Annotated in this window: 27 protein-coding genes; 11 read left to right on the top strand and 16 right to left on the bottom strand. The window is 60.0% G+C overall.

Translation table 11 applies throughout. The features are described 5' to 3' along the window. Positions 1-109 precede the first annotated feature (109 nt). The 4 genes from CCGE525_RS01675 (at position 110) to CCGE525_RS01660 (ending at position 4,966) form a co-directional block, all read left to right on the top strand. Entirely contained in the window at positions 110-1,639 is a 1,530-nt protein-coding gene (locus tag CCGE525_RS01675; RefSeq protein ID WP_120702774.1) for an ABC transporter substrate-binding protein, read from the top strand. A gap of 89 nt (positions 1,640-1,728) precedes the next feature. Beyond that, on the top strand, positions 1,729-2,682 hold the full coding sequence (locus CCGE525_RS01670) for an ABC transporter permease (RefSeq protein WP_120702773.1): 954 nt from the start codon (positions 1,729-1,731) through the stop codon (positions 2,680-2,682). After that, positions 2,679-3,545, top strand: a complete 867-nt coding sequence (locus tag CCGE525_RS01665) for an ABC transporter permease (RefSeq protein WP_120702772.1) — start codon at positions 2,679-2,681, stop codon at positions 3,543-3,545. The genes CCGE525_RS01670 and CCGE525_RS01665 overlap by 4 nt, the downstream gene beginning before the upstream one ends. Positions 3,546-3,574: 29 nt before the next feature. After that, a complete protein-coding gene (locus CCGE525_RS01660; protein WP_120702771.1) occupies positions 3,575-4,966 on the top strand; it encodes an amidase in 1,392 nt (463 codons plus the stop codon). Between the two features lie 21 nt (positions 4,967-4,987). Here the strand turns inward: CCGE525_RS01660 and CCGE525_RS01655 are convergent, their stop codons facing one another. Further along, positions 4,988-5,467: an Lrp/AsnC family transcriptional regulator gene (locus tag CCGE525_RS01655; protein WP_120702770.1), complete on the bottom strand. Its 480-nt coding sequence runs from the start codon at positions 5,465-5,467 to the stop codon at positions 4,988-4,990. Positions 5,468-5,591: 124 nt separating this feature from the next. Here CCGE525_RS01655 and CCGE525_RS01650 point away from each other — a divergent pair, with 124 nt between their 5' ends. Beyond that, complete coding sequence (locus CCGE525_RS01650) at positions 5,592-6,557, top strand: DMT family transporter (protein WP_120702769.1); 966 nt, start codon at positions 5,592-5,594, stop codon at positions 6,555-6,557. A gap of 36 nt (positions 6,558-6,593) precedes the next feature. Here the strand turns inward: CCGE525_RS01650 and CCGE525_RS01645 are convergent, their stop codons facing one another. The 4 genes from CCGE525_RS01645 to CCGE525_RS01630 all read right to left on the bottom strand — a co-directional run bounded on the left by CCGE525_RS01645 (position 6,594) and on the right by CCGE525_RS01630 (position 9,813). Then, positions 6,594-6,833 (bottom strand): hypothetical protein, encoded by a 240-nt coding sequence (locus CCGE525_RS01645; RefSeq protein WP_120702768.1) that lies wholly within the window; start codon positions 6,831-6,833, stop codon positions 6,594-6,596. Between the two features lie 74 nt (positions 6,834-6,907). Next, positions 6,908-7,762: a C40 family peptidase gene (locus CCGE525_RS01640; protein ID WP_120702767.1), complete on the bottom strand. Its 855-nt coding sequence runs from the start codon at positions 7,760-7,762 to the stop codon at positions 6,908-6,910. An 11-nt stretch (positions 7,763-7,773) separates the two neighbouring features. Continuing rightward, positions 7,774-8,124: a MarR family transcriptional regulator gene (locus CCGE525_RS01635; protein ID WP_120702766.1), complete on the bottom strand. Its 351-nt coding sequence runs from the start codon at positions 8,122-8,124 to the stop codon at positions 7,774-7,776. A gap of 297 nt (positions 8,125-8,421) precedes the next feature. Next, a complete protein-coding gene (locus CCGE525_RS01630; protein WP_120702765.1) occupies positions 8,422-9,813 on the bottom strand; it encodes a leucyl aminopeptidase family protein in 1,392 nt (463 codons plus the stop codon). A gap of 148 nt (positions 9,814-9,961) precedes the next feature. On the opposite strand from CCGE525_RS01630, the gene CCGE525_RS01625 reads away from it, so the two are divergent. Beyond that, on the top strand, positions 9,962-10,789 hold the full coding sequence (locus CCGE525_RS01625) for a tetratricopeptide repeat protein (RefSeq protein WP_120702764.1): 828 nt from the start codon (positions 9,962-9,964) through the stop codon (positions 10,787-10,789). Between the two features lie 4 nt (positions 10,790-10,793). Here CCGE525_RS01625 and CCGE525_RS01620 read toward each other — a convergent pair whose 3' ends face one another. The 11 genes from CCGE525_RS01620 to CCGE525_RS01570 form a co-directional block, all read right to left on the bottom strand. After that, positions 10,794-11,438: a LysE family translocator gene (locus CCGE525_RS01620; RefSeq protein ID WP_120702763.1), complete on the bottom strand. Its 645-nt coding sequence runs from the start codon at positions 11,436-11,438 to the stop codon at positions 10,794-10,796. A gap of 131 nt (positions 11,439-11,569) precedes the next feature. Beyond that, positions 11,570-12,550, bottom strand: coding sequence for a type II secretion system F family protein (locus CCGE525_RS01615; RefSeq protein ID WP_120702762.1), 981 nt, complete (start codon positions 12,548-12,550; stop codon positions 11,570-11,572). A gap of 19 nt (positions 12,551-12,569) precedes the next feature. Further along, positions 12,570-13,577: a type II secretion system F family protein gene (locus CCGE525_RS01610; RefSeq protein ID WP_120702761.1), complete on the bottom strand. Its 1,008-nt coding sequence runs from the start codon at positions 13,575-13,577 to the stop codon at positions 12,570-12,572. 10 nt (positions 13,578-13,587) lie between these two features. Further along, positions 13,588-15,057 (bottom strand): TadA family conjugal transfer-associated ATPase, encoded by a 1,470-nt coding sequence (locus tag CCGE525_RS01605; protein WP_120702760.1) that lies wholly within the window; start codon positions 15,055-15,057, stop codon positions 13,588-13,590. 80 nt (positions 15,058-15,137) lie between these two features. After that, positions 15,138-16,409, bottom strand: coding sequence for a CpaE/TadZ family protein (locus CCGE525_RS01600; RefSeq protein ID WP_120702759.1), 1,272 nt, complete (start codon positions 16,407-16,409; stop codon positions 15,138-15,140). Between the two features lie 4 nt (positions 16,410-16,413). Beyond that, the gene (locus tag CCGE525_RS01595) at positions 16,414-17,133 is read right to left on the bottom strand and encodes a CpaD family pilus assembly protein (protein WP_120702758.1); all 720 of its coding nucleotides are present in this window, start codon (positions 17,131-17,133) and stop codon (positions 16,414-16,416) included. A gap of 55 nt (positions 17,134-17,188) precedes the next feature. After that, positions 17,189-18,688 (bottom strand): type II and III secretion system protein family protein, encoded by a 1,500-nt coding sequence (locus CCGE525_RS01590; RefSeq protein WP_120702757.1) that lies wholly within the window; start codon positions 18,686-18,688, stop codon positions 17,189-17,191. A gap of 14 nt (positions 18,689-18,702) precedes the next feature. Further along, the gene (gene cpaB, locus CCGE525_RS01585; RefSeq protein WP_120706193.1) at positions 18,703-19,521 is read right to left on the bottom strand and encodes a Flp pilus assembly protein CpaB; all 819 of its coding nucleotides are present in this window, start codon (positions 19,519-19,521) and stop codon (positions 18,703-18,705) included. A 163-nt stretch (positions 19,522-19,684) separates the two neighbouring features. After that, positions 19,685-20,197, bottom strand: coding sequence for an A24 family peptidase (locus CCGE525_RS01580; RefSeq protein WP_120702756.1), 513 nt, complete (start codon positions 20,195-20,197; stop codon positions 19,685-19,687). 92 nt (positions 20,198-20,289) lie between these two features. Further along, entirely contained in the window at positions 20,290-20,472 is a 183-nt protein-coding gene (locus CCGE525_RS01575; RefSeq protein ID WP_120702755.1) for a Flp family type IVb pilin, read from the bottom strand. Between the two features lie 85 nt (positions 20,473-20,557). Next, positions 20,558-20,740 (bottom strand): Flp family type IVb pilin, encoded by a 183-nt coding sequence (locus tag CCGE525_RS01570; RefSeq protein ID WP_120702754.1) that lies wholly within the window; start codon positions 20,738-20,740, stop codon positions 20,558-20,560. A gap of 405 nt (positions 20,741-21,145) precedes the next feature. Between CCGE525_RS01570 and CCGE525_RS01565 the strand changes: the two genes are divergently transcribed. The 5 genes from CCGE525_RS01565 (at position 21,146) to CCGE525_RS01545 (ending at position 25,279) form a co-directional block, all read left to right on the top strand. Next, positions 21,146-21,565 (top strand): pilus assembly protein N-terminal domain-containing protein, encoded by a 420-nt coding sequence (locus tag CCGE525_RS01565; protein ID WP_120702753.1) that lies wholly within the window; start codon positions 21,146-21,148, stop codon positions 21,563-21,565. A 160-nt stretch (positions 21,566-21,725) separates the two neighbouring features. Beyond that, on the top strand, positions 21,726-22,367 hold the full coding sequence (locus CCGE525_RS01560) for a TadE/TadG family type IV pilus assembly protein (RefSeq protein ID WP_120702752.1): 642 nt from the start codon (positions 21,726-21,728) through the stop codon (positions 22,365-22,367). Positions 22,368-22,378: 11 nt separating this feature from the next. Further along, the gene (locus CCGE525_RS01555) at positions 22,379-22,957 is read left to right on the top strand and encodes a TadE/TadG family type IV pilus assembly protein (RefSeq protein WP_120702751.1); all 579 of its coding nucleotides are present in this window, start codon (positions 22,379-22,381) and stop codon (positions 22,955-22,957) included. 136 nt (positions 22,958-23,093) lie between these two features. Continuing rightward, positions 23,094-24,314: a phosphopentomutase gene (locus tag CCGE525_RS01550; protein WP_120702750.1), complete on the top strand. Its 1,221-nt coding sequence runs from the start codon at positions 23,094-23,096 to the stop codon at positions 24,312-24,314. Then, entirely contained in the window at positions 24,311-25,279 is a 969-nt protein-coding gene (locus CCGE525_RS01545) for an adenosine deaminase (protein WP_120702749.1), read from the top strand. The genes CCGE525_RS01550 and CCGE525_RS01545 overlap by 4 nt, the downstream gene beginning before the upstream one ends.

Here is a 25,279-nt window from a genome sequence, read left to right as displayed (position 1 = left end):
AGCACACATTTTCGGAATTGTGTGTGCGCTTGCGAGATGACACTATTTTGAAAAATTGGCCGTACGCCGGAGGAAAACCGGTATCGCGCGCTGCAGCAAGGGAACTGAGATGATCAAGTTTTTGCGTCCAAGTGTGGGCGATTTTGCTCGCCGTCTTGCCTATGGCGCCGCGATGTCGGCCGGGCTGCTGATGCTGGGCCTGACGCCCGCCGAAGCCGCCAAGACGACGCTGAATATCGGCATGACCGTCGAGCCGACCGGCCTCGATCCGACGATCGCAGCTCCCGTCGCCATAGGCCAGGTGACCTGGCAAAACGTCTACGAAGGGCTGGTAGCCATCGACGAGAGTGGCAAGATCGTGCCGCAGCTCGCGAAAAGCTGGGATATTTCTCCCGATGGTCTCACCTACACATTCAAGCTGCAGACCGGCGTCAAATTCCATGACGGCGAGCCCTTCGATTCAACGGCGGCGAAATTCGCGCTCGACCGCGCCCGCGACAGCAAATCCGTCAATCCGCAGAAGCGCTTCTTCGCGACCATCACCTCGATCGACACTCCGGATCCCGAGACGCTGGTGCTGCATCTCTCTTCGCCGACCGGCAGCCTGCTCTATTGGCTCGGCTGGCCGTCTTCCGTCATGGTCGGTCCGAAGTCTGCCGCCAACGACAAGACGACGCCTGTCGGCACTGGCCCATTCAAATTCTCGGCCTGGGCCAAGGGCGATCACGTGGAGCTCGTCAAGAACCCGGATTACTGGAACAAATCCGTCGATGTGAAACTCGACAAGGTGACCTTCCGCTTCATCTCCGATCCGCAGGCGGAAGCGGCGGCCCTGAAGGCCGGCGATCTCGACGCATTTCCGGAATTCGCCGCACCCGAGCTGATGAGCTCTTTCGATGGCGACGCGCAGCTGATGACCAAGGTCGGCAATACCGAGCTCAAGGTCGTCGCCGGCATGAACAATACGCGCAAGCCTTTCGACGACAAGCGGGTGCGACAGGCCTTGATGATGGCGCTCGACCGCAAGACGATCATCGATGGCGCCTGGTCTGGTTTCGGCACGGCGATCGGCAGCCACTACACGCCGAACGATCCCGGATATCAGGATCTGACGGGAACGCTGCCCTACGATCCGGCCAAGGCCAAGGCGCTGCTCGCCGAAGCCGGCTATCCCAACGGCTTCACCTTTACCATCAAGACACCGCAGATGGCCTATGCTCCCAGAAGCGCCCAAGTGATGCAGGCGATGTTCGCCGATATCGGCGTTACCATGAACATCGAGCCGACGGAATTTCCGGCGAAATGGGTGCAGGACGTCTTCACCGGCCGCGACTACGACATGACCATCGTAGCCCATGCCGAGCCGCTGGACATCGACATCTATTCACGCGACCCCTACTATTTCAATTATAAGAACCCGACGTTCAACGAGCTGATGAAGAAGATCCAGCTAACCGCCGACCCGGCCGCACAGAACAAGCTCTATGGCGAGGCACAGGGGATCCTGGCCGAAGACGCGCCCTCGCTCTTCCTCTTCGTCATGCCGAAACTCGGGGTCTGGGACAAGAAGCTGAAAGGTCTCTGGGAGAACGAGCCGATCCCCTCGAATGTCTTGACCAACGTCTCCTGGGAAGACTGATCTCTTTCACTTCCACACACAGCTGGGCGGTTCGTCTCGCCCGCTGTGGAATGCTTCGATGCCGGACATGATCCGGTCATGGACACGTAATGATCGTACTCCTCACCCGTCGGATCGTGGGTCTTATCGTGACCTTGATCGCCGTTTCGTTGCTGGTCTTTGCGGTGATGGCCCTGCTACCGGGCGATCCCGCCGCCATCACGCTCGGCACCTCGGCCTCGCCGGAGACGCTCGCGGCGCTGCGGCACGATATGGGCCTCGACCAACCGTTGTTCATCCGCTACGGCCATTGGCTTGCCGGCGCACTGACCGGCAATCTCGGCAAATCCTATACCTACGGCGTACCGGTCGCCGGCCTCATCGTCGAGCGGCTAGCCGTAACGCTGCCACTCGCGGTTCTCGCCATCATCCTTTCCATCCTCATCGCCGTGCCGCTCGGCGTGGCTGCCGCTGCCAGGCGCGGCGGCATCTTCGACATCATCGCGACGCTGTTTTCGCAGATGAGCATCGCCGTGCCCGGCTTCTGGGTGGCACTGCTGTTGATCCTGCTGTTTTCCACCTCGCTCGGCTGGATGCCCGCCGGCGGATTTCCCGGTTGGGGCAACGGCCTGGGGCCGGCACTGAGGGCGCTGATCCTGCCGGCGGTAGCATTGGCCCTGCCGCAGGCCGGCGTGCTGACCAGGGTCACCCGCTCGGCCGTGCTCGAAACGCTGCATGAGGATTTTGCCCGCACGGCGCTCGCCAAAGGCCTGTCCGGCGGCGCCGTGCTCTGGGGTCACGTGGTACCCAACGCGCTTGTGCCGGTGTTGACCATTCTCGGCCTGCAATTCACCTTCCTTGTTGCCGGTGCCGTGCTGATCGAGAATGTCTTCAACCTGCCCGGCCTCGGACGGCTCGCCTACCAGGCGCTCAGCCAGCGCGACATCGTCGTCATGCAGGATGTCGTGCTGTTTTTTGCCGGCCTCGTCATCACCATGAATTTCCTGGTCGATCTCTCTTATCTGGTCATCGACCCCAGACTCCGCAGCGGAGGCACGCGATGATCACGGTCGAAACTGTCGCCCCCGCCCCGTCCCGCCGTTCCCGTTTCCGTGCATTGCGCCGCGCCAACCTGATCGTCGGCGCGACCATCATCCTCGCACTCGTCGGCGTGGCGGTTCTATCGCTCTTCTGGACGCCGGTGTCCCCGGCGAAGATGCAGATCATCCACAAGCTGCAGCCCCCCTTCGCCTTCGGCCTTCTCGGCACCGACCAGCTCGGCCATGACGTGCTGTCGATGCTGATGGTCGGCTGCTGGAATTCGCTGTCGATCTCGGTATCGGCGGTCGCAATCGGGGGTACGGTCGGCACCATAGTTGGCGTTGCCGCTGCCGCTCGCCGCGGGCTGTTCGAATCGCTCGTGATGCGCGCCTGTGACGTGATCTTCGCTCTGCCGCCGATCCTCTCGGCGATGATTCTCGGAGCCTTTCTCGGCACTGGACGTTTTACAGCCATCATCGCCATTGCCGTCTTCATGGTTCCCGTCTTTGCCCGCGTGGCGCTGGGGTCAGCGATGCAGGCATGGAGTAGGGATTACGTGATGGCGGCGCGGGCCATCGGCAATACGCGTCTTTCGATCACCATGCGGCACGTGCTACCGAATATCATCAGCGGGATCATCGTGCAGGCGACGATCCAGCTTGGGCTGGCGATCCTGACCGAGGCGGGCTTAAGCTTCCTCGGCCTCGGCGTGCCGCCGCCGGCGCCGACCTGGGGGCGGATGCTGGCAGATGCACAGACCTATCTCGGGCTCGCACCCTGGCTTGCCATCCTGCCGGGTCTGGCGATCGCGCTCTCCGTCCTCGGCTTCAACATGCTTGGCGACGGCCTGCGCGATCTTCTCGATCCACGCGAGGCGAACCGCTGATTTCAAAGCAGATATGAAGAGAATTGACCATGACCGAAGCGACCGATCTTTCCATCCGCGAACTCCTTCAGAAGTTTTCCGACAAGAGCCTTTCGCCGAGCGAATACTGGCTGGCGCTGGAAAAACATATCGAAGCCTGGGAACCGACGATCGCGGCACTCTATGCCTATGACCCAGAAGAGGCGCGCAAGCAGGCCGCAGCCTCCACCGAACGCTGGGCAAAGGGCACACCGCTTGGGCCGTTGGATGGCATTCCCGTAACGCTCAAGGAGCTGATCGCGACCAAAGGCCAGCCGGTGCCGCTCGGCACGGCCGCGGTCGAACTCGTTCCCGCCGCCGAGGATGCGCCGATTACCGCCCGGTTGCGCGAGGATGGCGCAGTGATTTTCGCCAAGACCACCTGCCCGGACTACGGCATGCTTTCCTCCGGCCTTTCGAGCTTCCATAAGCTCAGCCGCAATCCCTGGGACCCGACGCAGAATCCCGGCGGCTCCAGCGCCGGCGCTTCGGCGGCGGCGGCGGCCGGCTACGGGCCGCTGCACATTGGCACGGATATCGGCGGATCGGTACGCCTGCCTGCCGGTTGGACCGGCATTTTCGGCTTCAAACCGAGCCACGGCCGCATTCCCGTCGATCCTTATTATGTTGGCCGTTGCGCCGGGCCGATGACTCGCACCGTCGAAGACACCGCCTTTGCCATGGCCACTCTGTCGCGGCCTGACTGGCGCGACGGCACCAGCCTGCCGCCGAACGCGATCGATTGGATAGATCTCGATATCGATGTCCGTGGCATGAAGATCGGCCTGATGCTCGACGCCGGCTGCGGCCTGCCCGTCGATGCCGAGGTGCGCGATGCAGTGATATCTGCCGCCAAGCGCTTCGAAGAAGCCGGCGCTATCGTCATCAATGTCGCGCCGGTGCTGACGCGACAGATGCTGGATGGGCTGGATGTCTTCTGGCGGGCGCGCTTCTGGGGCGACATCATGGGCCTCAGCGAGGAGCGGCGCGAGATGATCCTGCCCTATATCTACACATGGGCGAAAGGTGGCGCCGATATCAGCGGTGTCGATGCGGTACGGGGCTTCAACCAGACCATCGAGATGCGCAGGAGCTGCGGCAAGCTGTTTACCGAGGTCGACGCTGTGATATCGCCAACCAACCCGATCGTCTCCTACCCGGCCGAATGGGCCTCGCCAACCAACGACCCGGCCCTGCCCTTCGAGCATATCGGCTTCACCGTTCCGTGGAACATGTCGGAGCAGCCGGCTTCGTCGATCAATTGCGGCTTCTCCCGCTCCGGCATGCCGATCGGTCTGCAAATTGTCGGTCCGCGTTTTGACGACATGCTGGTGCTTCGCCTCTCGAAGGCCTTCGAGAACTGGACCGGCGGTGTGACGAACTGGCCGAAGCGGCCGGGATGAACAGCACGCACAGATAGCCGGCTAATCCCGCGCCAATGGCAAGGAAAGACCGATCTTCACCCGATCCATGGTGACGAGCGATTTGAATTTCGTCACATTCGGATTGTCGTAGAAAAGACGTCGGGCAACCGCTTCATAAGCGGACATGCTGGCGACGACGATAATAAGCACGAAATCCGCCTCACCGGTGACCCCATAGCATTGCTGCACTTCCGGCGCTTCCAGGAAACTGCGCTTTATCGCGTTGATAAGCTCATAGCGCTCGTTTGCGATATGGATCTCGACGACGATGGTGATCGGCAAGCCCATCGCTGCCGGATCGACGACGGCGATATTCGCCTGAATGACGCCACTGGCCTGCATGCGCTTGATGCGCCGCTGCACAGCAGGCGCCGAAAGATTGACCAGTTCACCGATCTTGCGCTGCGGAACGGTATTGTCCTTCTGAAGAATCTCGAGAATCGCCAGGTCGAATTCATCGAGATCGGCAGGTTTGCGCATTTCAATACATCCTTACCGCAAAGAGGAAACAAAATTGCATGAAAACCTCCAAAAAGGAGCCAAACACTCCTCCCACCTGTACTAACTTTGCGTCGCAAATCACTTAAGTTGCAAAGGCACGAGAATGTCACAGCCGGACACCGATTACGATATGGTCGCCGCAGATCTTGGCGAGAGGACGAGTACAAACCGCCATGCTGCCGGTAAGACAGGCTCCGACGACTCGAAACAGTTTCTTTTCGGGGTTGTTGCCATGGTTCTTGCCGCGCTGGCGATGAGCATTTCGCCTAGCCTCGTGCGCCTGGCTGATGTCGGGCCATTCGCCAGCGCATTCTGGCGCGTCTTCCTGGCGCTGCCGATTCTTTGGATCTGGATGCGATATGCGGAAGCTGCGGACGTCGAGGCGCCTCGCGCCAGCTTTACGACACCAACCATTCTTGCCGGCATCGCCTTTACGGGTGACCTGTTCTTCTGGCATCTCGCGATCATGCGGACGACCATCGCCAACGCCACGTTCTTTGCGACCATGGCGCCACTCTGGGTCGTCATCTTCGGTTGGCTTATTCTGAGGCAGAGGGTCGACCGCGCCACGCTCATCGGGCTTCTGGTCTGCCTTGCCGGCGGCACCGCGTTGGTCGTCCAAAGCCTCGCATTCAACCCGAGCCGCGCCATTGGCGATGCACTTGCCATCATCACCGGCGCTTTCTTCGGCCTTTATTTCCTTGCGGTCGGCGCAGCGCGCCCCAAGACGAACGCCGCCCGCGTCACCTTCGAGCTCAGCAGCATAACCTCGGCGATCCTGTTCCTCATCGCCTTCTTCTTGGAGCCGCGGATATTGCCGCAGTCGATCTCGGGATGGTGCCTGCTTCTGGCGCTTGGCCTTATCAGCCATGCCGGCGGACAGGGGCTGCTCTCGGTGGCGCTTGGAAGGCTGCCGACCGTCTTTTCCTCGCTCGTCATTTTTCTGGAATCGATTGCAGCCGCGCTTTTCGCCTGGGTGTTGTTCGGCGAAAACGTCACGCTAATACAGGCCCTCGGCGGTATCGTCATCATCGCCGGGATCTGGATCGCGCGGCCGCGCACGTCGTAAGAATGCCCGCTTGAAGCGAGCTGAGGGCGCCGTCGCCTACAGGGTAGCGGCACCCTTTTCGTGTATGTCGGCATTGAGATCGTGCAATGCTTTTTCGATCACGCGCAGATCATCCTGAAGGCCGTCATCAGCGCTCATCGAGCTTTCGCTGCCGGCACGCTGGATACCTCGAGCTTCGTCACGCAGCTCACGGAGCCTGTCGATCTTACTGCTTTTGCGCATGTGGTTGTCGAGCAGAATATCCCGGACTGTCTTTTCCATTGCCGTGATGGGCATGCTTCTTCTCCTCTCGATAGGACATCTCGATCACGGAGATAACGAGCGAGCGAAAAGACGGTTCCGGAGCACAATCAGTCGATGAAACGGCGATAGCCTGTCGGCTGCTCGTAGAGATAGCCGATACGTTCGACGGCAGCGGCGAAATTCTCGCGGGCGACGGTCATGGTATGACCGTTGGCGTGAACGATCGTTTCCGGATCTTCCATGATCGCGACATGCCCCTTCCAGAAGATGAAATCGCCGCGCTTCAGTTCTTCGCGGACGATCGGCTGGCCGAGGCCGGCGGCTTGCATGTCGGTATCGCGTGGCGCGGCGCGGCCCGTCATCAGCAATGCGAGCTGCACGAGGCCGGAGCAATCGATGCCGAGGCCGGAACGGCCGCCCCAGAGATAGGGCGTTTCCAGGAACCGCAGGGCGACATCGACATAATCGCCGCCATCATTATGACCGATCGGCTGCACATGCTTGGCGAAGATGGCCGCGCCACCCTCCAGGACGACATAGTGGTTTCCCCGCACCTCGGCCGTACCGGTAACGCGCACGCGGCTGCCCATGGACAGCACATGGGCGTGGGGCTTGCGGAGTTCCGGCTCGGGATAAAGAAAAGTCCGCTGCGTTACGACGATATGGGTGGGTGCTGCCTGTTCTGTCAGGATCGCTTTTTCGGGAAGATAGCCGACATAACCGTCTGACAGCGCCTTCACCCAGCACCAACCATCCTTGCGCTCGAAGACTTCGACGTCCTCACCAAATAAAAGCTCGGTATCGATGCCGCGCGCCAGATCCGGGTGCGGACGAAGGGCGACGACGGGAGCGACGACTTGTGCCTTGGTGCCCTCGATAAAACGATCGGCCTCGACCTTGCCCTGGAGAGAGGCATCGGCGAGATCGGGCCGGAAGGCATTGAGGCGGCGGTCGAGCGTCATGAATATGCTCCTTAGACTGACAGTTTGCGGCCTTGCTCGATGATGAGATCACCGAGCTTCTCCAGATAGAGCGCGCCGGTGACGGTGCGCTTGATGATGACATTGCGACGATCGCGCTCATCACGCACGCGATCGACCAGCCCCATCTCACCCATCGTATCCAGGGCGCGGGTGATGACCGGCTTGGTAACGCCAAGCGTTGCGGCGAGCCCGCGCACTGTATGCGGCGGTGGCACGAGATAGATTTGCAGGAGGATCGCCATCTGCCGAAGCGTCAGATCGTGATCCTCGCGACGCACCTGCTCGAGCGCCACGCCATGCCAGAGGCCAAGAGCCTGCGAGGCAGAGAGTTCAAGCGGCAAAGGCAACCTCGGAGATCGTTACGCTGCCGTTTCAGTTTCGGCCAAGATCATGGCGGATTCAAGCCCAATCCTTCTCCCCGTAATGCGGGGAGAAGGTGGGACCGAGACATAGAGCGAAACGAAAGGTCGAGGGCTCGGATGAGGGGCTTTCTAGAAAGCAACAGCAAAACTGGAATCTCCGTCTTTTCGGACCCGTTATTAGTAATGGTCAGGCCAGTCCGCCGTTGTCGCACTCTTGTGCCTGGCCCCTCACCCTAACCCTCTCCCCGCGATGCGGGGAGAGGGGACTTTAAGCCCCTATCGCACACTCTGCCGGATATGGTGGTAGAGCGCCCGAATGGCCTGCGCCTCGCCGCCGCCCGGCGAGTGGGGACGCTCGTTCTGCGCCCAGCCGTAAATGTCGAAATGCACCCAGCTCGGCGTCTTCGTCACGAAGCGCTTCAGGAACAATGCGGCGGTAATCGAGCCGGCCATGCCGCCGGACGGTGCGTTGGTGATATCGGCGAATTTGGCGCGGATATCCTTGTCGTAACCCATGTAGAGCGGCATCTGCCACAGCGGGTCGTCCGTCTCCAGGCTGGCCTCGGTCAAATCGCGGGCAAGATCGTTATCGTCGGTGAAGAAGGGCGGCAGGTCGGGGCCGAGCGCGACACGGGCGGCGCCCGTCAGCGTCGCCATATCGATCATCAGATCAGGTGCTTCTTCGTCAGCATAGGAAAGCGCATCCGCGAGGATCAACCGTCCCTCGGCATCGGTATTGTCGATCTGCACGGTCAGGCCCTTGCGGCTCTTGTAGATGTCGCCGGGTCGGAAGGCGTTGGACGAGATCGAGTTTTCGACGACGGGAATGATGACGCGGAGGTCGACCTTGAGCTTGGCGTCCATGATCATCAGCGCCAGACCCATGACATTGGCGGCGCCGCCCATATCTTTCTTCATCAACAGCATCGAGGACGCCGGCTTGATGTCGAGGCCGCCGGTGTCGAAGCAGACGCCCTTGCCGACCAAGGTGATGCGGCGATGACCCTTTTTGCCCCAGCGCAGTTCCAGCAGGCGCGGCGCATCGGCGCTGGCGCGCCCGACCGTATGCACCAACGGGAAATTCTCCTTCAGGAGATCGTCGCCGATAATGACGGACATTTCCGCCTTGTAATGCTTGGCGAGCGCCCGGAAGGCTGCTTCGAGCTGTTCCGGCCCCATGTCGTTGGTTGGCGTATTGATAAGGTCGCGGGCGAGGAAGACGCCGGCGAGCTGGCGCTTGATATCAGCGGCATCGGCGTCGCGCGGGATCAGCAGCGTCGGGGGCGTTGCCTTTTCCGATTTGTAGCGCTCGAACCGGTAGCTGCCGAGGCCGAAGCCGAGCGAAAGCCGGTTTGCCGTCAGCGGCGCGGTCTCGATATGCCAATCGCCCGCCGGCAGGCCACGCGCCAGCTTGCCGGTCAGGAAAGGCTGTTCCGAAGGGTTGGAGCCAAGGCCGAACAACGCGCCGCCGAGATGGCCTTCCTCGGTCGGAATCAACAGCAGCGAGCCGCTTTCGGCCTTGTAACCAGCCTTGCGCGCCCAATCGAGCGCAATCGGATCGATGGTGCCGGTCTCGATATGCGCCGGGGTGACGGCAAAGATCGGCAACGTCGCGCCACCCTTCGAGTTGAAGGGGCTCGCGCGCTCGATGAATTGATAGGGGGCCATAACTGTCCTTTGGCAATGATTTCAGGGAATCGCGGGTTAACTCTCTGTTAGGGTTAACAGATTATTGCTGGAGCGAACATTGCGTCAAACCTTTCCCTGTTCCGATTCGAGGCCAGGCGCAGGACCTAAATATTCCGGAATAGGCGCTATGGCCACTTCGTCAACCATGTCTTCGCTCAAGACTTTTCTTTTCCATGGCGCTTCGGCGGCGCTTTTGGCGCTTGCGCTCGCCGGCTGCTCGACGACCGCAAAAGACAAGATGACCACCGGCTCGATCCCGACCGTGTCGAAGCCCGTCGATGAGATGAACAGCGCGGATCTCTCGCAGGCGACGCTTACTCTCGGCAAAGCCTACAACGCAAATCCAAAGGACCGCGATAGCGGCATCAACTACGCCAATGTGCTGCGGATGAGCGGCCGCAACGACCAGGCGCTCGCTGTCATGCAGCAAGTGGCGATCGCCCATCCCAACGATAATGGCGTGCTGGCTGCCTATGGCAAGGCGCAGGCGGCTGCCGGACAGCTCAACGAGGCGCTGGCGACCATCGACCGTGCACAGACGCCGGACCGCCCGGACTGGCGGCTGGTTTCGGCGGAAGGCGCGATCCTCGACCAGCTCGGTCGCTCCGCCGAGGCGCGCGGCAAATACCGCGATGCCCTCGTGCTGCAGCCGAACGAGCCGTCGATCCTCTCCAATCTCGGCATGTCCTATGTCCTGACGGGCGATCTCAAGACCGCTGAAACCTATCTTCGCTCCGCCGTCAGCCAGCCGGCGGCCGACAGCCGCGTGCGCCAGAATCTGGCTCTCGTGGTAGGGCTGCAGGGCCGCTTCCCCGAGGCCGAGCAGATCGCCCGCCAGGAACTGACGCCTCAGCAGGCGAACGCCAATGTCGCCTATCTGCGCTCCATGCTGGCACAGCAGAATTCCTGGCAGAAACTCGCCGCCGGCGATAGCGGCAAGAAAGCGGTCAACTAAACCTTCAGCGCCAGATATGCCTTGGCAGGCCCTCCGCCACCAGACGGACACCGAGGGCGCCCATGACGGTGCCCGCGATTCTGTCGATCCAGAGTTTGGCCCCGAGATAGAGCGCACGCGGACGGTTCGACGAAAAGGCGATCGTCACCACCGTGTACCAGCCCACCTCGACGGCGAAGACCGCCAGCGGCACAGCGAGCATCAGCCCGGGAGCGGGCTGCGCCGGCAGAAGCGCTGCAAAAATGCTGCCGTAGAAAATGGCCGTCTTCGGATTGCTGAGCTGCGTTCCCAGCGCAAACCAGAAATTGCGCCGAACACTCCCGCCGGTCGGCGTGACCGGGGCGTCAAGAGCGAGATCATGGGCAGCACTCCGCCAAATGCGGATGCCGATATAAATCAGATACAGGCCGCCGGCGACCTTCAGAGCAAGATATAGCCATTCGACCTGCATCAGCAGCGCATTCAAACCGAATAGGGTCAAAGTCGCAAAGGTCACGCTGCCGGCACCCATGCCGAAAGCGGCGGCGAGGCCGGCCCTGCGCGAACGAGAAACCGCGATGCGGGAAACGAGAACGAAACTCGGGCCGGGACTAATCGCCCCGATGAGAACGGCGGCAACGACGCTGAAAAAGATGGCTATGGACGACATGTAAATCCTCCCGATATGATTGAAAAGCGTCCAGGCGAGCGGCCGGCCCTTCGGCACAGAGACACGTCATATCGCCAGTGACACAGGACCGGAAATTACTCACGTCCCGCACCGGCGGCAAGTTTTCTATCTCAGAATTTATCCATCACCTGGATCGCTGCGGGGCCAAGGATAACGGCCATGAGAACGGGCAGAAAGAAGACGATCATCGGTACGGTCAGTTTCGGTGGCAGGGCGGCGGCCTTCTTTTCCGCCTCGTTCATGCGTTCGTCACGACCTTCCTGCGCCAAAACGCGCAGCGCCTGCGAGATCGGCGTGCCGTAGCGCTCCGCCTGGATCAGGGCCTGCGTCACCGATTTGACGATTTCGATCTGGGTTCGGCTGGCGAGATTGTCGAAGGCGGCGCGGCGATCCTGCAGGAAGGAGAGTTCCGCCGTGGTCAACACCATTTCTTCGGCGAGCGGCGGCGACTGCTCCGCCATCTCCTCAGAGACGCGGCGCATACCGGCCTCGATGGAAATGCCCGATTCCACGCAGATCAGCATCAGGTCGAGCGCATCCGGCCAGGCGCGCTTGATCGACTTCTGCCGCTTGGTCACGAGATTGGAAATATAGATATTCGGCGCGTAGAAGCCGAGATAGGCGGTGCCGATGACACCGAGAAGGCGGATCGCAAACGGCTTGGCGGCGAAATAACCAAATACGAAAACGAAAATGGCGGCGACGGTCAGAAACAAGAATGGCAGCAGAAAGCGCGCCACCAGGAACATGTTCAATGCGTTTTCCGAGCGCAGCCCGGCCGCCCGCAGCCGATTGACCGTATTGGCATCGACGAGAGCATTGCGGAGATTGAAGCGTTCGACGATCTGGCGGACATTGCGGTTGTTCTGGCTGCGCAATGACGCCTTGCCGGCGTCGGTGTTCAGCTTGGCGCGTTCCCGGGCGCGAATTAGTTCGCGCTCGGTGGAAACTGCTTTCATCCTCTTGTTGAGATCGCCGCGCTCCAGGAAGGGCACGGCGATCGTGTAGAAGGTGGCGAAGACGGCGATCGCCACGAAAACGGCAAGGATCATGCCGGGATCGGTCAATTTACTGGCGAAATCGGAGGACATGTCTCGGCGTCTCCTTCGGTCAAATCTCGAAATTGACCATGTTGCGCATGATGTAGATGCCGACGGACATCCAGATGCCGGCGGCGCCCAGGATCAGATGACCGCGCGGATCGACGAACAGAATCCTCATGTATTGCGGCGAGGTCAGGTAGACGAGTGTGGCGACGATGAAGGGCAACGCACCGATGATGACGGCGGAAGCCTTTGCTTCCATCGACAGTGCGGTCACCTTCGCTTTCATCTTTTTGCGCTCGCGCAGTACGCGCGCAAGGTTGCCGAGCGCTTCGGACAGATTGCCGCCCGCCTGCGCCTGGATAGCAATGACAATCGTAAAGAAGCTCACCTCCTGCAGAGGCATATGATTGTTCATGCGCATGCAGGCATCGGTCATGCTGAGGCCAACCTGCTGAGCTTCGACGACCCGGCGGAATTCCGATTTGACGGGTTCGCGCGCCTCGCTTGCCACAAGGCGCACGGCATCATTGAGCGGCAGGCCCGAACGGATCGAGCGGGTGATGAGGTCGAGCGCGTTGGGAAATTCGTCCAGGAATTTGTTCTGCCGCCGCTTGATGAGGAAGCCGACGACCCAGCGTGGTAAGCCGAAGGCTGCGGCGAAAGGCAGACCGACGATTACGGCGAGCGGAGCTTGGATCAGGAAGAGAATAACCATGACGAAAAGGCCGAACAGGACGCCGAAGAGATAGAAACGGGCGGGTGTCAGCGACAAGCCGGCATGCCCGAGCCGCATCTTCAGCGATTGTTTCTTCTTGGTGCTCTCCAACTGGCGCTTTTCCAGATCCTTCAGCGAATCCTGCACCGATTTGCGCCGTTTCGACATTTCCTGCACGCGATCGCGCGCGGCCTTGACCTTCGTACGGTCGGTCTCGGCCGATTTGATGCGGTTGACGCGGATGTCGGCTTTTTTCTGCGTCTCGATCCGGGAATAGAGGACGCCATAGCAAACCGCCGCCGCGGAGACGGCTGCGAGCACCACAATCAGAAGCACCACCGGATCGACACCGAACATCGGGAAAGTCCTATTTCGACTTGTTTTCCATTTCGTCGAGGGCAGCAGCCAGGCGCTTTTCCTCGTTGTAATAGCGGGCGCGGTCCCAGAAGTTCGGCTTGCCGATGCCGGTCGACATATGCCGTCCGATGATGCGGCCGTTCGCATCTTCGCCTTCGATCTCGTAGCGCATCAAGTCCTGGGTGATGATCACATCACCTTCCATGCCGATCACCTCGGTGATCTGGGTGATGCGGCGCGAACCGTCACGCAGGCGGGCGGCCTGGATGACGACGTCGACGGACGTGGAAATGATTTCGCGCACCGTCTTGGCCGGCAGGCTGAAACCGCCCATGGCGATCATCGATTCCATACGGCTCAGGCACTCGCGCGGCGTGTTGGCATGGATCGTGCCCATCGAACCGTCATGGCCGGTGTTCATCGCCTGCAACAGGTCGAAGACTTCCGGTCCGCGCACTTCGCCGACGATGATGCGTTCGGGGCGCATACGCAGGCAGTTCTTGACGAGATCACGCATGGTGATCTCACCCTCGCCTTCGATGTTCGGAGGACGGGTTTCGAGGCGGACGACGTGCGGCTGCTGCAATTGCAGTTCGGCCGTGTCCTCGCACGTGATGACACGCTCGTCGCGGTCGATATAGTTGGTGAGGCAATTCAGGAGCGTCGTCTTACCCGAGCCGGTACCGCCGGAAATGACGACATTGCAACGAACGCGGCCGATGATCTGCAGCAGCGTGGCACCTTCCGGCGTGATGGCGCCGAAGCGGACGAGCTGGTCGAGCGTCAGCTTGTCCTTCTTGAATTTGCGGATGGTCAGCGCCGGGCCGTCGATCGACAGTGGCGGTGCAATGACGTTGACGCGCGATCCGTCCGGCAGGCGAGCGTCGCAGATCGGGCTGGATTCGTCGACGCGACGGCCAACCTGGCTGACGATACGCTGGCAGATGGAAAGAAGCTGAGCATTGTCGCGGAAGCGGATTTCCGATTCCACCGTCTTGCCGCCGACTTCGATGAAGGTCTGGCCCGCGCCGTTGACCATGATGTCGGCGATGTCGTCACGGGCAAGCAGCGGCTCCAGAGGACCGTAGCCAAGGACGTCGTTGCAGATATCCTCGAGCAGTTCCTCCTGCTCGGAAATCGACATCGCGAAATTCTTGATGGTGATGATGTCGTTGACGATGTCGCGGATTTCCTCGCGCGCCGCCTCCGCATCGAGCTTGGAGAGCTGCGACAGATCGATCGTATCGATCAGCGCGGAAAAGACCTGCGACTTGGTGTCGTAATATTCCTCCGTGCGCGCCGGTCGGCGGCGTGTCGGCGTTTGCATCGGCGGCGGTGCCACCTGCTGGCGTTGTTGCGCCGGCTCGACCAGCACGGTCGATGCCGCAGGCGCAGCAGCGGAGGGCGCACGCGGCGGCGATGGCGGAGGCGCTATGCCGCCGCTCTTTGCAGGACCTTCATTTCCGCGTCTGCCAAACATGCCGTCGATCCAATTCTACGCTGGAGCATGATGTCAAAAGTGCAAACCGGCTTTCGAACACGATCATGCGAAATCAAACATTACTTCCGTTTCAGGAGGCCGAGCAGGCCGCCCTTCTTCGCCTTCTTCAGCGCAACGCGCCCGGTGACGATGTGCGATATCTGCGAGAAGGTCTCGGCGATCGGCGATTTCGGATCGGTCTCCGAAATCATGCGACCGCTGTTGGCGGCGTTGCCGAACAGGTTGATATCGAAAGGAATGATGGCAATCGGGTCGGTTTCCAGCGGCTCGCAGAACTCCGAGGGGCCGATTTCCGGGCGTTTGGGCATGCCGACCTGATTGAGGATGAGATGCGGCGCCTTGTCATTGGGGCGCAGCTTGCGCAGCGCATCCAGCATGTTCTTGGCGTTACGCAGATTGGCGAGGTCGGGTGCCGCGCAAATCACGACTTCATCGACGGCCGAAAGCACGGAGCGCGTCCATTCGGTCCACAGATGCGGGACGTCGAGCACACTTACAGGCGCGCTGCGCTGCAGAACGTCGAGCACCGGCTGGAACGCCTGGCCATCGAAATCATAGGCACGATCGAGCATGGAGGGGGCAGCGAGCAACGACAGGTGCTGCGAACACTTGGTCAAAAGGCGGTCGAGGAAGACTTCGTCGAGGCGTTCCGGCGCATAGACGGCCTCGGCGATGCCCTGGGCCGGGTCCTGGTCGAAATCGATGTTGGCGGTGCCATAAGGCAGGTCGAGATCGGCGAGAATGGTCTCTGTCGAGAACAGGTTGGAGATGCCGAAGGCGCAATTATGCGCGATGGTGGACGCCCCTACCCCACCCTTGGCGCCGATGAAGGCCACGCTGCGGCCCAGCGGCTCGGCATCGGGATCGACGAAGATCGCCACCATCGCCGCCATGACGTCGGTCATGGCAACCGGATGGACCATATATTCGGAAATGCCGTTGCGAATGAGTTCCCGATAAAGGCCGATGTCATTATAGTGGCCGATGATCACCACTTTGGTGCTGGGATCGCAGACGGCGGCGAGCGGAGCAAGCTCGGCCAGCAGATTGTGCGGATTGGCGCGGGTTTCCAGGATGATCAGATTCGGCGTCGGCGTCGAGGCGAACATGTTTGCCGCGGCCGCAGTGCTGCCGCTGGTGATTCTGAGGCTGACCTTGGACATGCGCCGATCATTGGCGCATCGGTCCATCACCTGCTGCAACTGCTCGCTTTCGCAGAAGGCATGCACCGAGATGCGCGGCAGCGGCCGCATGTTTTCGAGGTCGCCTGTGCGGGGCGCATCCTCGGCTTCCACCGCCGTCGGTTTGATATCGTAATCGATAGCGTTCATGACTTTATCCTCCGGTACCGAAGCCGCCGACTGTCGCAGTGCTGGTTGGGGTCGAACCGTTGCGATAATTGTCGATCACCTTGCTGCGCTGGTCGGCATCGATCGGCGTCACGGCGCGCGGCGCGATAAGATCGGTCGGATTGGCGACTTGTGCGGCAAGGTTGTTCTGAGTGGCGCAGCCGAAATTATAGTAATTCTGATTGTCGAAAAAGTTGTCGGCCAGATCGTCCGGCCATTGGCCGCAGGCATTGGTGGTGGCTGTCGTTGCCGCGAAGCGCAGGCGGATCGGCGCGGCATCGTAGGGGCCGCGGGCCGGATAATAATTGTCGACGATGCGCGCCGACGGAATGCCGTTTGCCACCAGCTCCTGGCGGATTTGCCGGCGCAAGGCAGATGCGGCCGGCGAGTTCGCCGATTCCCGAGGAATGAGAATTTCGACCGTGCCGGTTGCGTGCGCGCGATAATCCTGCACGAAACCGCGAACAGTATCGCGCGTGCCGGGGGTCAGGCGGCGATCGCCGGCGAAGACCGGAATGTCGACATGGTGTTCCTTCTCCGTCAACACGATCGGATGACGCTGACGATAATCATCGGAAATGGCACTGGTCGTCAGGCCATCCGGCGAACCGGCACAGCCGCCGACGGCGGCAGCCATCATGATCAGAGCCAGGGCAGCAAATCGCGGCCTGGTGAAACGGAGCGCATTGCGATCGAGGCTGGCCATTTTTTGGTCTCTCGTGGATCCGGTTGAAAAGGGGCGTGTCATGATCCGTTTGCCCTCACTTGTAGATAAAGCCGACTGTGCCGTGGAAATTGGCATCGGCGACCGGCGGCGCATCCCTGCGGCCGTAGATCTTGTTGACGCGATTCATGAAGAAGGCAGCGGCATCGTTCGTCGGCGAGAAATTATCGTCGGGACGAGCAAGCTGATCGCGAGCCACCGGCCGCACAAGATAAGGCGTCGCGATAATCACCAATTCCTTTTCATCGCGCTGAAAGCTCTTTTCCCGGAACAGCGCGCCAATGATCGGGATCTTCGAGGCGCCGGGTGTTCCGTTGGTATTCTGCTGAACGTTATCGCTCAGGAGCCCGGCGAGCGCGATCGAGCCGCCGGAAGGCAATTCGACGGAGGTGTCTGCAGCCCGCTGATTGTAGGTTGCCGTTCCGGCTGTGCCTACCGGTTCGGAAACCTGAGTCTGCACATGCAAGCTGATGCGTCCGGCCGAAAGAACGACGGGTGTGAAGGCGAGGCTGATGCCGTAAGTGAACGGGGTAATTGTTACCTTACCGTCTTGATCGATGGTGGAATAGAGCGTCTGGCCGCCCGAATTGAAGGTCGCGGCCTGGCCTGAAATGGCTGTCAACGTCGGTTCGGCAAGGGTGCGGACAGCGCCAGCTTGCTCCATGGCGTTCAGATAGCTGTTGATATCGTATTTGCCGAGCGCAGACTTGAACAAGGCGCTGATGCCGCCATTGCCGGTGGCCGCCGTTGCATCGCCGCTGACGTTACCGAGCTGTGCAACAGTGAGGCCGGAAGAATTACTGACGAGATGGTCGAAGCCGATCTGTTTCAGCACGCTGCGCTTGATCTCGGCGACCGTAACCTTCAGCGTCACCTGATCCTCACCTTCGATCTGCAGGAGATTGACGATCTGCGAGGTCTGGCGCGATTCGGCAAACAAAGCGACGGAATTGTCGCCACCGCTTGCACTGGCGGTTTCGGTGCGGGTGGTGGCTTCGCCGCCTTTCAGGAAAGCTTCGGCCAATTGTTCGGCGCGCGATGAATCCTGTGGCGTACGGACCGTACCCGTCATGACGATGTTGTCGGAGACGATCTCGACATTGATGTCGGAGTCCGGGATGAAACGTTTGAGATTGGTTTGCAGGCCGGCAATGTCGCGTTCGATTTGGAGGTCGAGGCTGACAATCTCCTTCCCGTCGGCGCCAAAGACGAAGATATTGGTTTGGCCGACCGTCTTGCCGAAGAGATAGATGCGGCGCGAGGTCCGCGTCACGGCATCGGCCATCTTCGGATCGGAAACGAGAATATCATGGGCGTCCGCCGGCAGGTCCACCACCAGCGCCTTGTTGAGGCCAAGCTTCAGCGTGCGTTTGGTGCCGAGGCCGGCAATGGTGACGATGCTGTCGGAACCGTCGGCCCTGGCTGTCGCGATACGCAGGAAAGCCGGCGCTTCGGCAAAAGGCAGGCCGGCGAAAGCGACAGAGAAGGAGAGAGCCGCAAGCGAGAGAAGGCCGATCGGTTTGTTGGTCTTGAACATGGTCCCGTCCCTTCTCATTGCGTCTTGGCTGCGGCTGCGGCTGCGCCGTTGGGGACGATCGCGCCTGATTTGATGACCTGGACGACGGCGACGCCATTGTCCCCAGACAGCAAATAATCGGCGGCGATCGTATCCGGCTGCTGCGCATCGGCGACCGAGCGGAGCGCCAGTGTCAATCGATCGGCCATCTGCTGAGCGACCGCCAGAACCTTGGTCTGGTCCGGCGTCAGCTCCAGCGTCGCGGTCGTGCCGACCACAGCCTTGGTGCCATCCTGCTTTTCCTCGATCTGCTGATCGACGGCGAGTACGCGGACATTGCTGAGCACGGTCTCGGTCACGAATTTCTGGGTATCACCCTTGCGCACCATGATCACGTCGACACGGTCATTGGGAAGGATGAAGCCGCCCGCACCGGTGGCGACGGAGATTTCGGTCGCGACTGCACGTTTGCCGGAAGGCAAGAGCGAGGAGAGAATGTGGCTGTTGGAATCAGCGACTTTCTCTTCGCGGATCGGTTCGCCTTCAAAGATCGGCAGGCGGACGACCGCACCGTTCAGGTCCTTCAGCGCATCGGGGCGATCGGCTTCGGTGATGAAACCCTTGACAAGGCCGCTCTGCGGCCAGGCCATCCAATGGACCGATTTGTCATTCAGGCGAGAGCCGACCGGAAGATTGGCGTCGGCGACCAGCACATTGACCGTCGCCTCCTTTTCCACCACCGCTGCGACTTGCGGCGCGACATTGCGCGAACCGGCCAGACGCATTGCCAGCAGTCCGGCAAGCCCTGCCGCGACAACTGCCACCGCGAGTATCATTATGCGAGCGGGTTTCATGATCATTCCTTGGGGAATACGACTCTTCGCCCCGCAGAATGCTCGGTAATTGGTGTAATTATGGTTAATGGTATATTACATTTACAATTATTTAAGTGCGACTATTAAAGAAGCATAATATATAACGTCAGCAATACATCATTATTACTTAGAATTATCTAATTTAGATAAGATGCGAAGTCACCGCAGTGACCAGCGGAGACGTGGGAAAAACCAGGAAGCCGCCGATGGCGATGGCAATGCCATACGGGATTTTCTTCGCAATCAGCAACGAGTTCGGCACCGGCAGGCCCATGGCCATGATGGTATTCGACTGCGAGCGTATCATCAGGATGACGATCGTCACCACGCCCCCGAGAAAGGCGACGTAGACCAGGAATGCCGCAAGCGACGGATCGAAGCCGAACCAGAGCGCGGATGCCGCCAGCAGCTTGGCATCGCCACCGCCCATGATGTTCACGGCGAAGAGCGCGAAGCAGACACAGAAAACGATAGCCGCGCCGGCAAAGTGCATGCCGATCTCCGGTAGCGTCAGGCCGAGGAGTGGCGCAAGCACAATGAAAGCACCGAGCAGGATGAGCGACACCCGGTTCGGGATCGTCATGGTCAAAAGATCGGAGACAGCCGCGACCGACAAGCAGAGGGGAAAGATCAGCAATGTCGCGGCTTCAAGCATTTGATATCCCCAACTCGAACTATAAAGGTCAAAAACCGCTCATAGTACTGAGCGGTTTCCGAACATCTTACATCACTATACTTCCGAAACGATTAATGCGCCGTGGAAGCGTTGGTCATATCGCTCGAAATACCATTGAAAACGGTGCTGAGCGTGTTGCCCAGTGTCGTTGCGCCGGCAATGATGGCGACCGAGATCAGCGCGGCGATCAGGCCGTATTCAATTGCCGTCGCACCGGATTCGTCTTTCAGAAAACGCGAAAAAAGCTTAGTCATAAGGTAACTCCGCTCACTTTCTTAACAGCACGTTCGTCAACAATGCCGTTTTCAATCCAAACATGCCGCTGAGGCGCCGCAACGATTAGTGTGCGATCGAAGCGGTGTTCATCTTGGTGGAAATGCCATTGAACGTGGTGCTGAGCGTGTTGCCCAGGGTCGTTGCACCAGCAATGATGGCTACGGAGATCAGCGCGGCGATCAGACCGTATTCGATTGCGGTCGCACCGGATTCGTCTTTCAGGAAACGCGAAAAAAGCTTGGTCATAGGTTAACTCCACTCACTTTGTTGACAGCACGTCCGCCAACTGTTTGCCGTTGATCGGATGAGTTGAACGGTAGCGGCTGGCCGTTTCCATCGCTTTAAGGAAGTGGGTTAACAGATCGGAAATTCTAAAACGCAAATAGACTAGTTAACGTCAATTCATGTCTTTCCGAGCAATTTTAAAGAAAATCTTCAGTTTCCGGGCAATGATTAGGACTTAATATATTAGGGTGATGCATGAAATGTCTCGGAATATTGCATACCCCGAATGGAAATCCCAATATGGACGATCAGGGCGGCTAACATGCATCACAATTGGACGAGTAGCCTTCTCTTAATTGTTCATTCACCATTCTTTCTCATTGTATTTGGCAATCGTTTCCGCCACCAGCTTCACGAGGCCAGACCATGCCAACCCGCGGCAGAACCGCATTCTTTGCCTGCGTCGCTGCGATAGTGGGCCTGATGCCGCAGCTTTCCCACGCGGCTGACGACGGCATGCTGCGCGTCTATATGGATCATGCGCGCGTGCTGAAGCTTGATCGTCCAGTCAGTAAAGTCATCGTTGGCAACTCACAGGTTGCCGACGCGACGGTCGCCGATCCCAGAACCATCGTGCTTACCGGCCGCAGCTTCGGCACGACGAACATTGTGCTGCTCGATTCCGACGGCAACGCGATCGTCGACGAGCGTGTCCTCGTATCGATCGACGAAGGCAATACGGTTCGGGTCTACCGTCAGACAAGCCGCTCGGTGCTGTCCTGCACACCCAATTGCGAACAGCATGCCCAACAGAACAATACCGCCGCCGCATCCGCAACCCCGTGACGGCGGCGTGTTCCTTTCTTCTTTATATTCAGAAATACTACATAAGATCAGTCTTTCTTAAATAAATCCAAGCATCCCTCAATATGAAGAGAGATGAGAAACGGATTATCAAGAAAGCAGCTCTAGTCTTATCCCCATTTAGATCGCCGCGGATTCCGGTATGACGCCAGACGACGATATTCTTGGGGACAAGACCCTTGCGCGGCGACGTGCGGGAGGACGCCTGCGTGAATTCGTGCGCTCTCGCGACGGTACGGCTGCCATCGAATTCGCCCTTCTGGCGATCCCCTATTTCCTGATCATCTTCGCAATCCTGGAAACCTTCGTCGCCTTCATCGCAGAACAGGTCGTTTCCAATGCCGTCGACACGCTGTCCCGTCAGATCAGAACCGGGCAGATTACTTACAATCACAATGCGACGACTGACGTGACACAGGATAAGTTCCGTCAGGCCTTCTGCAACGAAATCTCGGTGATCATAGCCTGCTCGGCAACCGAACTTGTTACAGCTACGGCGACCAATCTCTATCTCGACGTCGAAAGCTACGCCACCTTTGCGGCCATGCCGACCACCATCCCACGCGTGTCGTCCGATCCCTATTCCGACCTCAACACAACGGGCTTCAAATTCGCACCCGGCGGCGCCCAGTCGAACAACATGGTGCGCGCCTATTACCGCTGGCAGGTGATAACCGATCTGCTGCGGCCTTACCTCACCACTATACGCCCGTCTGACGGTTCCATGCCGACGACCTATCTCATCGTGGCGACGGCCGCCTTCCAAAACGAGAATTATCCGTGAGGAGGATGGCGATGGGTCGAAAGGAGCTGGCGGCCAGGCTTTGCGTCCCTCTTCGGCGCGTTGCCCGCGACGAGCGGGGCATCGGCGCGATCGAATTCGCCATTCTCTTTCCGGTGCTGTTGATGCTCTATCTCGGCGCCTTCGAACTCACCATAGGGCTCAGTGTCGAAAAGCGGGCGAGCCGGTCGGCCGGATCCATTGCCGACATCCTGACGCAGCAATCCAGCGTCAGCAAAACGCTGCTTGCCACTATGCCTTCGGTTGCGAGCGCTATTTTCGCGCCTTACGACACGACTGGCCTGACGCTTAAGATCAGCGGTATTCAGCTGGATGCCAGCAGCAACGCCACCGTTGCATGGTCCTGGGCACAGGATGGCAGCAAACCCTATTCGACCGGCAGCACCGTCACCGTTCCCAGCAATATCGCTCAGCCAAGCACATTTCTGGTGCGGACCGAGCTCGCCATTCCATATCAGCTCATCAGTTTCGGCTCGGACTTCCTGCCCGCCGGCAGCAGCCAGATCACCATCAGCCGCGAGTATTTTTATCGCCCGCGCACCAATACTTCGATCTCCTGCGCCGATTGTTGAGCGCAATTACTGCAAATCTGTGCGATATTCCCCATTTGAACAGGAAAATTGCCAAGTTGACGTCTCCGTTATATGGGTGACGTCCAATGCGCCTGACATCAGATGTCGCGCGTTGAGCAATCCTATCGGGTGAACCATGGCGCGCGCCTTTCTCTTCGTTCTTGATTCCTTCGGTGTTGGCGGCGGTCCTGATGCGGCGACCTATGGCGATGGGGGCGCCGATACGTTCGGCCATATCGCCGAGTTCTGCGCGGCGGGCGCTGCCGATCGCGCGGGCCTTCGTTCCGGTCCCTTGACGCTGCCGAACATGTCGGGTCTCGGGCTGCTGGAGATCGCCAAGGCGGCGACAGGCAGCTATCCGGCCGGCATGCCAAAGCCGGAAAAGCTCTATGGCCTCTATGGCTGCGCCAATGAAGTGTCGCGCGGCAAGGACACACCGTCGGGCCACTGGGAAATAGCCGGCACGCCAGTAATGTTCGACTGGGGTTACTTTTCCGCCGAGGGCGACGCATTTCCGCCGGACCTGGTGGAGGCCATCTGCAGAGCAGCCGATCTCCCCGGCATTCTCGGCAATTGCCATGCATCCGGCACCGAGATCATTGCCAAATATGGGGAGGAGCATATCAGCGGCGGCAAGCCGATCTGCTACACCTCGTCCGACTCCGTGTTCCAGATTGCTGCACATGAGCACTATTTCGGCCTCGAACGGCTGATTGCTCTCTGCCAGATCGTCCGCACTCTGCTCGATCCCTACAATATCGGCCGGGTCATCGCCCGCCCCTTCATCGGGGAGACACAGGCGACATTCGAGCGCACCGGCAACCGCCGCGACTTCTCCGTGTTGCCGCCCGAGCCGACCCTGCTCGACCGCCTGGTCAAGGCCGAACGCACCGTACATGCGGTCGGCAAGATCGGTGATATCTTTGCCCATCAGGGCATCTCCAGGGTCATCAAGGCCAATGGCAACATGAAGCTGATGGATGCGACGCTGAGGACGATGGATGAGGCAGCCGACGGCGATCTCGTCTTTACGAATTTTGTCGATTTCGACATGGTCTATGGCCATCGGCGCGACGTGGCCGGCTATGCGGCGGCGCTTGAAGCCTTTGACGCGCGGCTGCCGGACGTGCACCAGAAGCTGAAACCCGGCGACCTCGTCATCCTGACCGCCGATCACGGCTGCGACCCGACCTGGCGCGGTACCGACCATACGCGCGAGCGTGTGCCTGTCATCGCCTATGGGCCTGGCGTCCGCTCGCGCTCGATCGGTATCCGACAGACCTATGCCGATATCGGCGAAACCGTTGCTCGCCATTTGGGAATTGCGGCGGGGCCGCATGGAAGGAGTTTTCTTTGACATCGCATTTGAAGAAGGTCGAGCTGCACTGTCATCTCGAGGGTGCCGCTCCTCCGGCGCTGACGCTCGCTCAGGCGCGGAAATACAACGTCGACACCAGCGCCTTCATGCGTGACGGCATCTATCTCTGGAAGGATTTCGCCGAATTTCTTGTCTGTTACGACAAGGTTTCCGAGGTCTATCGCACCGAAGAAGACTACGCGCTGCTGACCGAAACCTATCTCGAAGAGCTTGCCGGCGTCGGCACGATCTATAGCGAGCTGATCGTCTCGCCCGACCATGGCGACCGCATCGGCCTCGGCGCCGACGCCTATATGGCCGGTATTTCGGCAGGCATTCGCGCAGCGCAGGAAAAGAGCGGCATCGTCGCCCGGCTGCTCGTCACCGGCGAACGTCATTTTGGACCGGAGCGCGTCATCAAGGCCGCCGAATATGCGGCCAAAAGCGATAATCCACTGATCACGGGCTTCAATATGGCGGGCGAGGAGCGCATGGGCCGCGTCGCCGATTACGCGCGTGCTTTCGACATTGCCCGCGATGCCGATCTCGGCCTCACGATCCATGCCGGCGAAGTCTGCGGCGCGTTCAGCGTCGCAGATGCGGTTGCGCTGGTGCGTCCGTCGCGCATCGGCCATGGTGTCCGCGCCATCGAAGACATCGACCTTGTCAAACGCCTCGCCGATCTCGGCACGGTGCTGGAAGTCTGCCCCGGCTCGAATGTCGCGCTGAATGTCTTCCCGGATTTCGCCGCGCATCCGCTGCGCCAGCTTCGCGATGCCGGCGTGCGCGTCACCATCAATTCCGACGATCCGCCCTTCTTCCACACCTCTCTGAAGCGCGAATACGATCTTGCCTCCACCGCCTTCGGCTTCAGCGACGATGAGATCGACGCCATGACCCGCACGGCGATTGAGGCGGCGTTCGTGGACGACGCAACACGTGCGACGCTGTTGGCGAGGCTGTAA

The organism is Rhizobium jaguaris (genome assembly GCF_003627755.1).
Classification (GTDB): Bacteria; Pseudomonadota; Alphaproteobacteria; order Rhizobiales; family Rhizobiaceae; genus Rhizobium; species Rhizobium jaguaris.
This window is presented reverse-complemented; position numbering and strand designations above follow the sequence as displayed.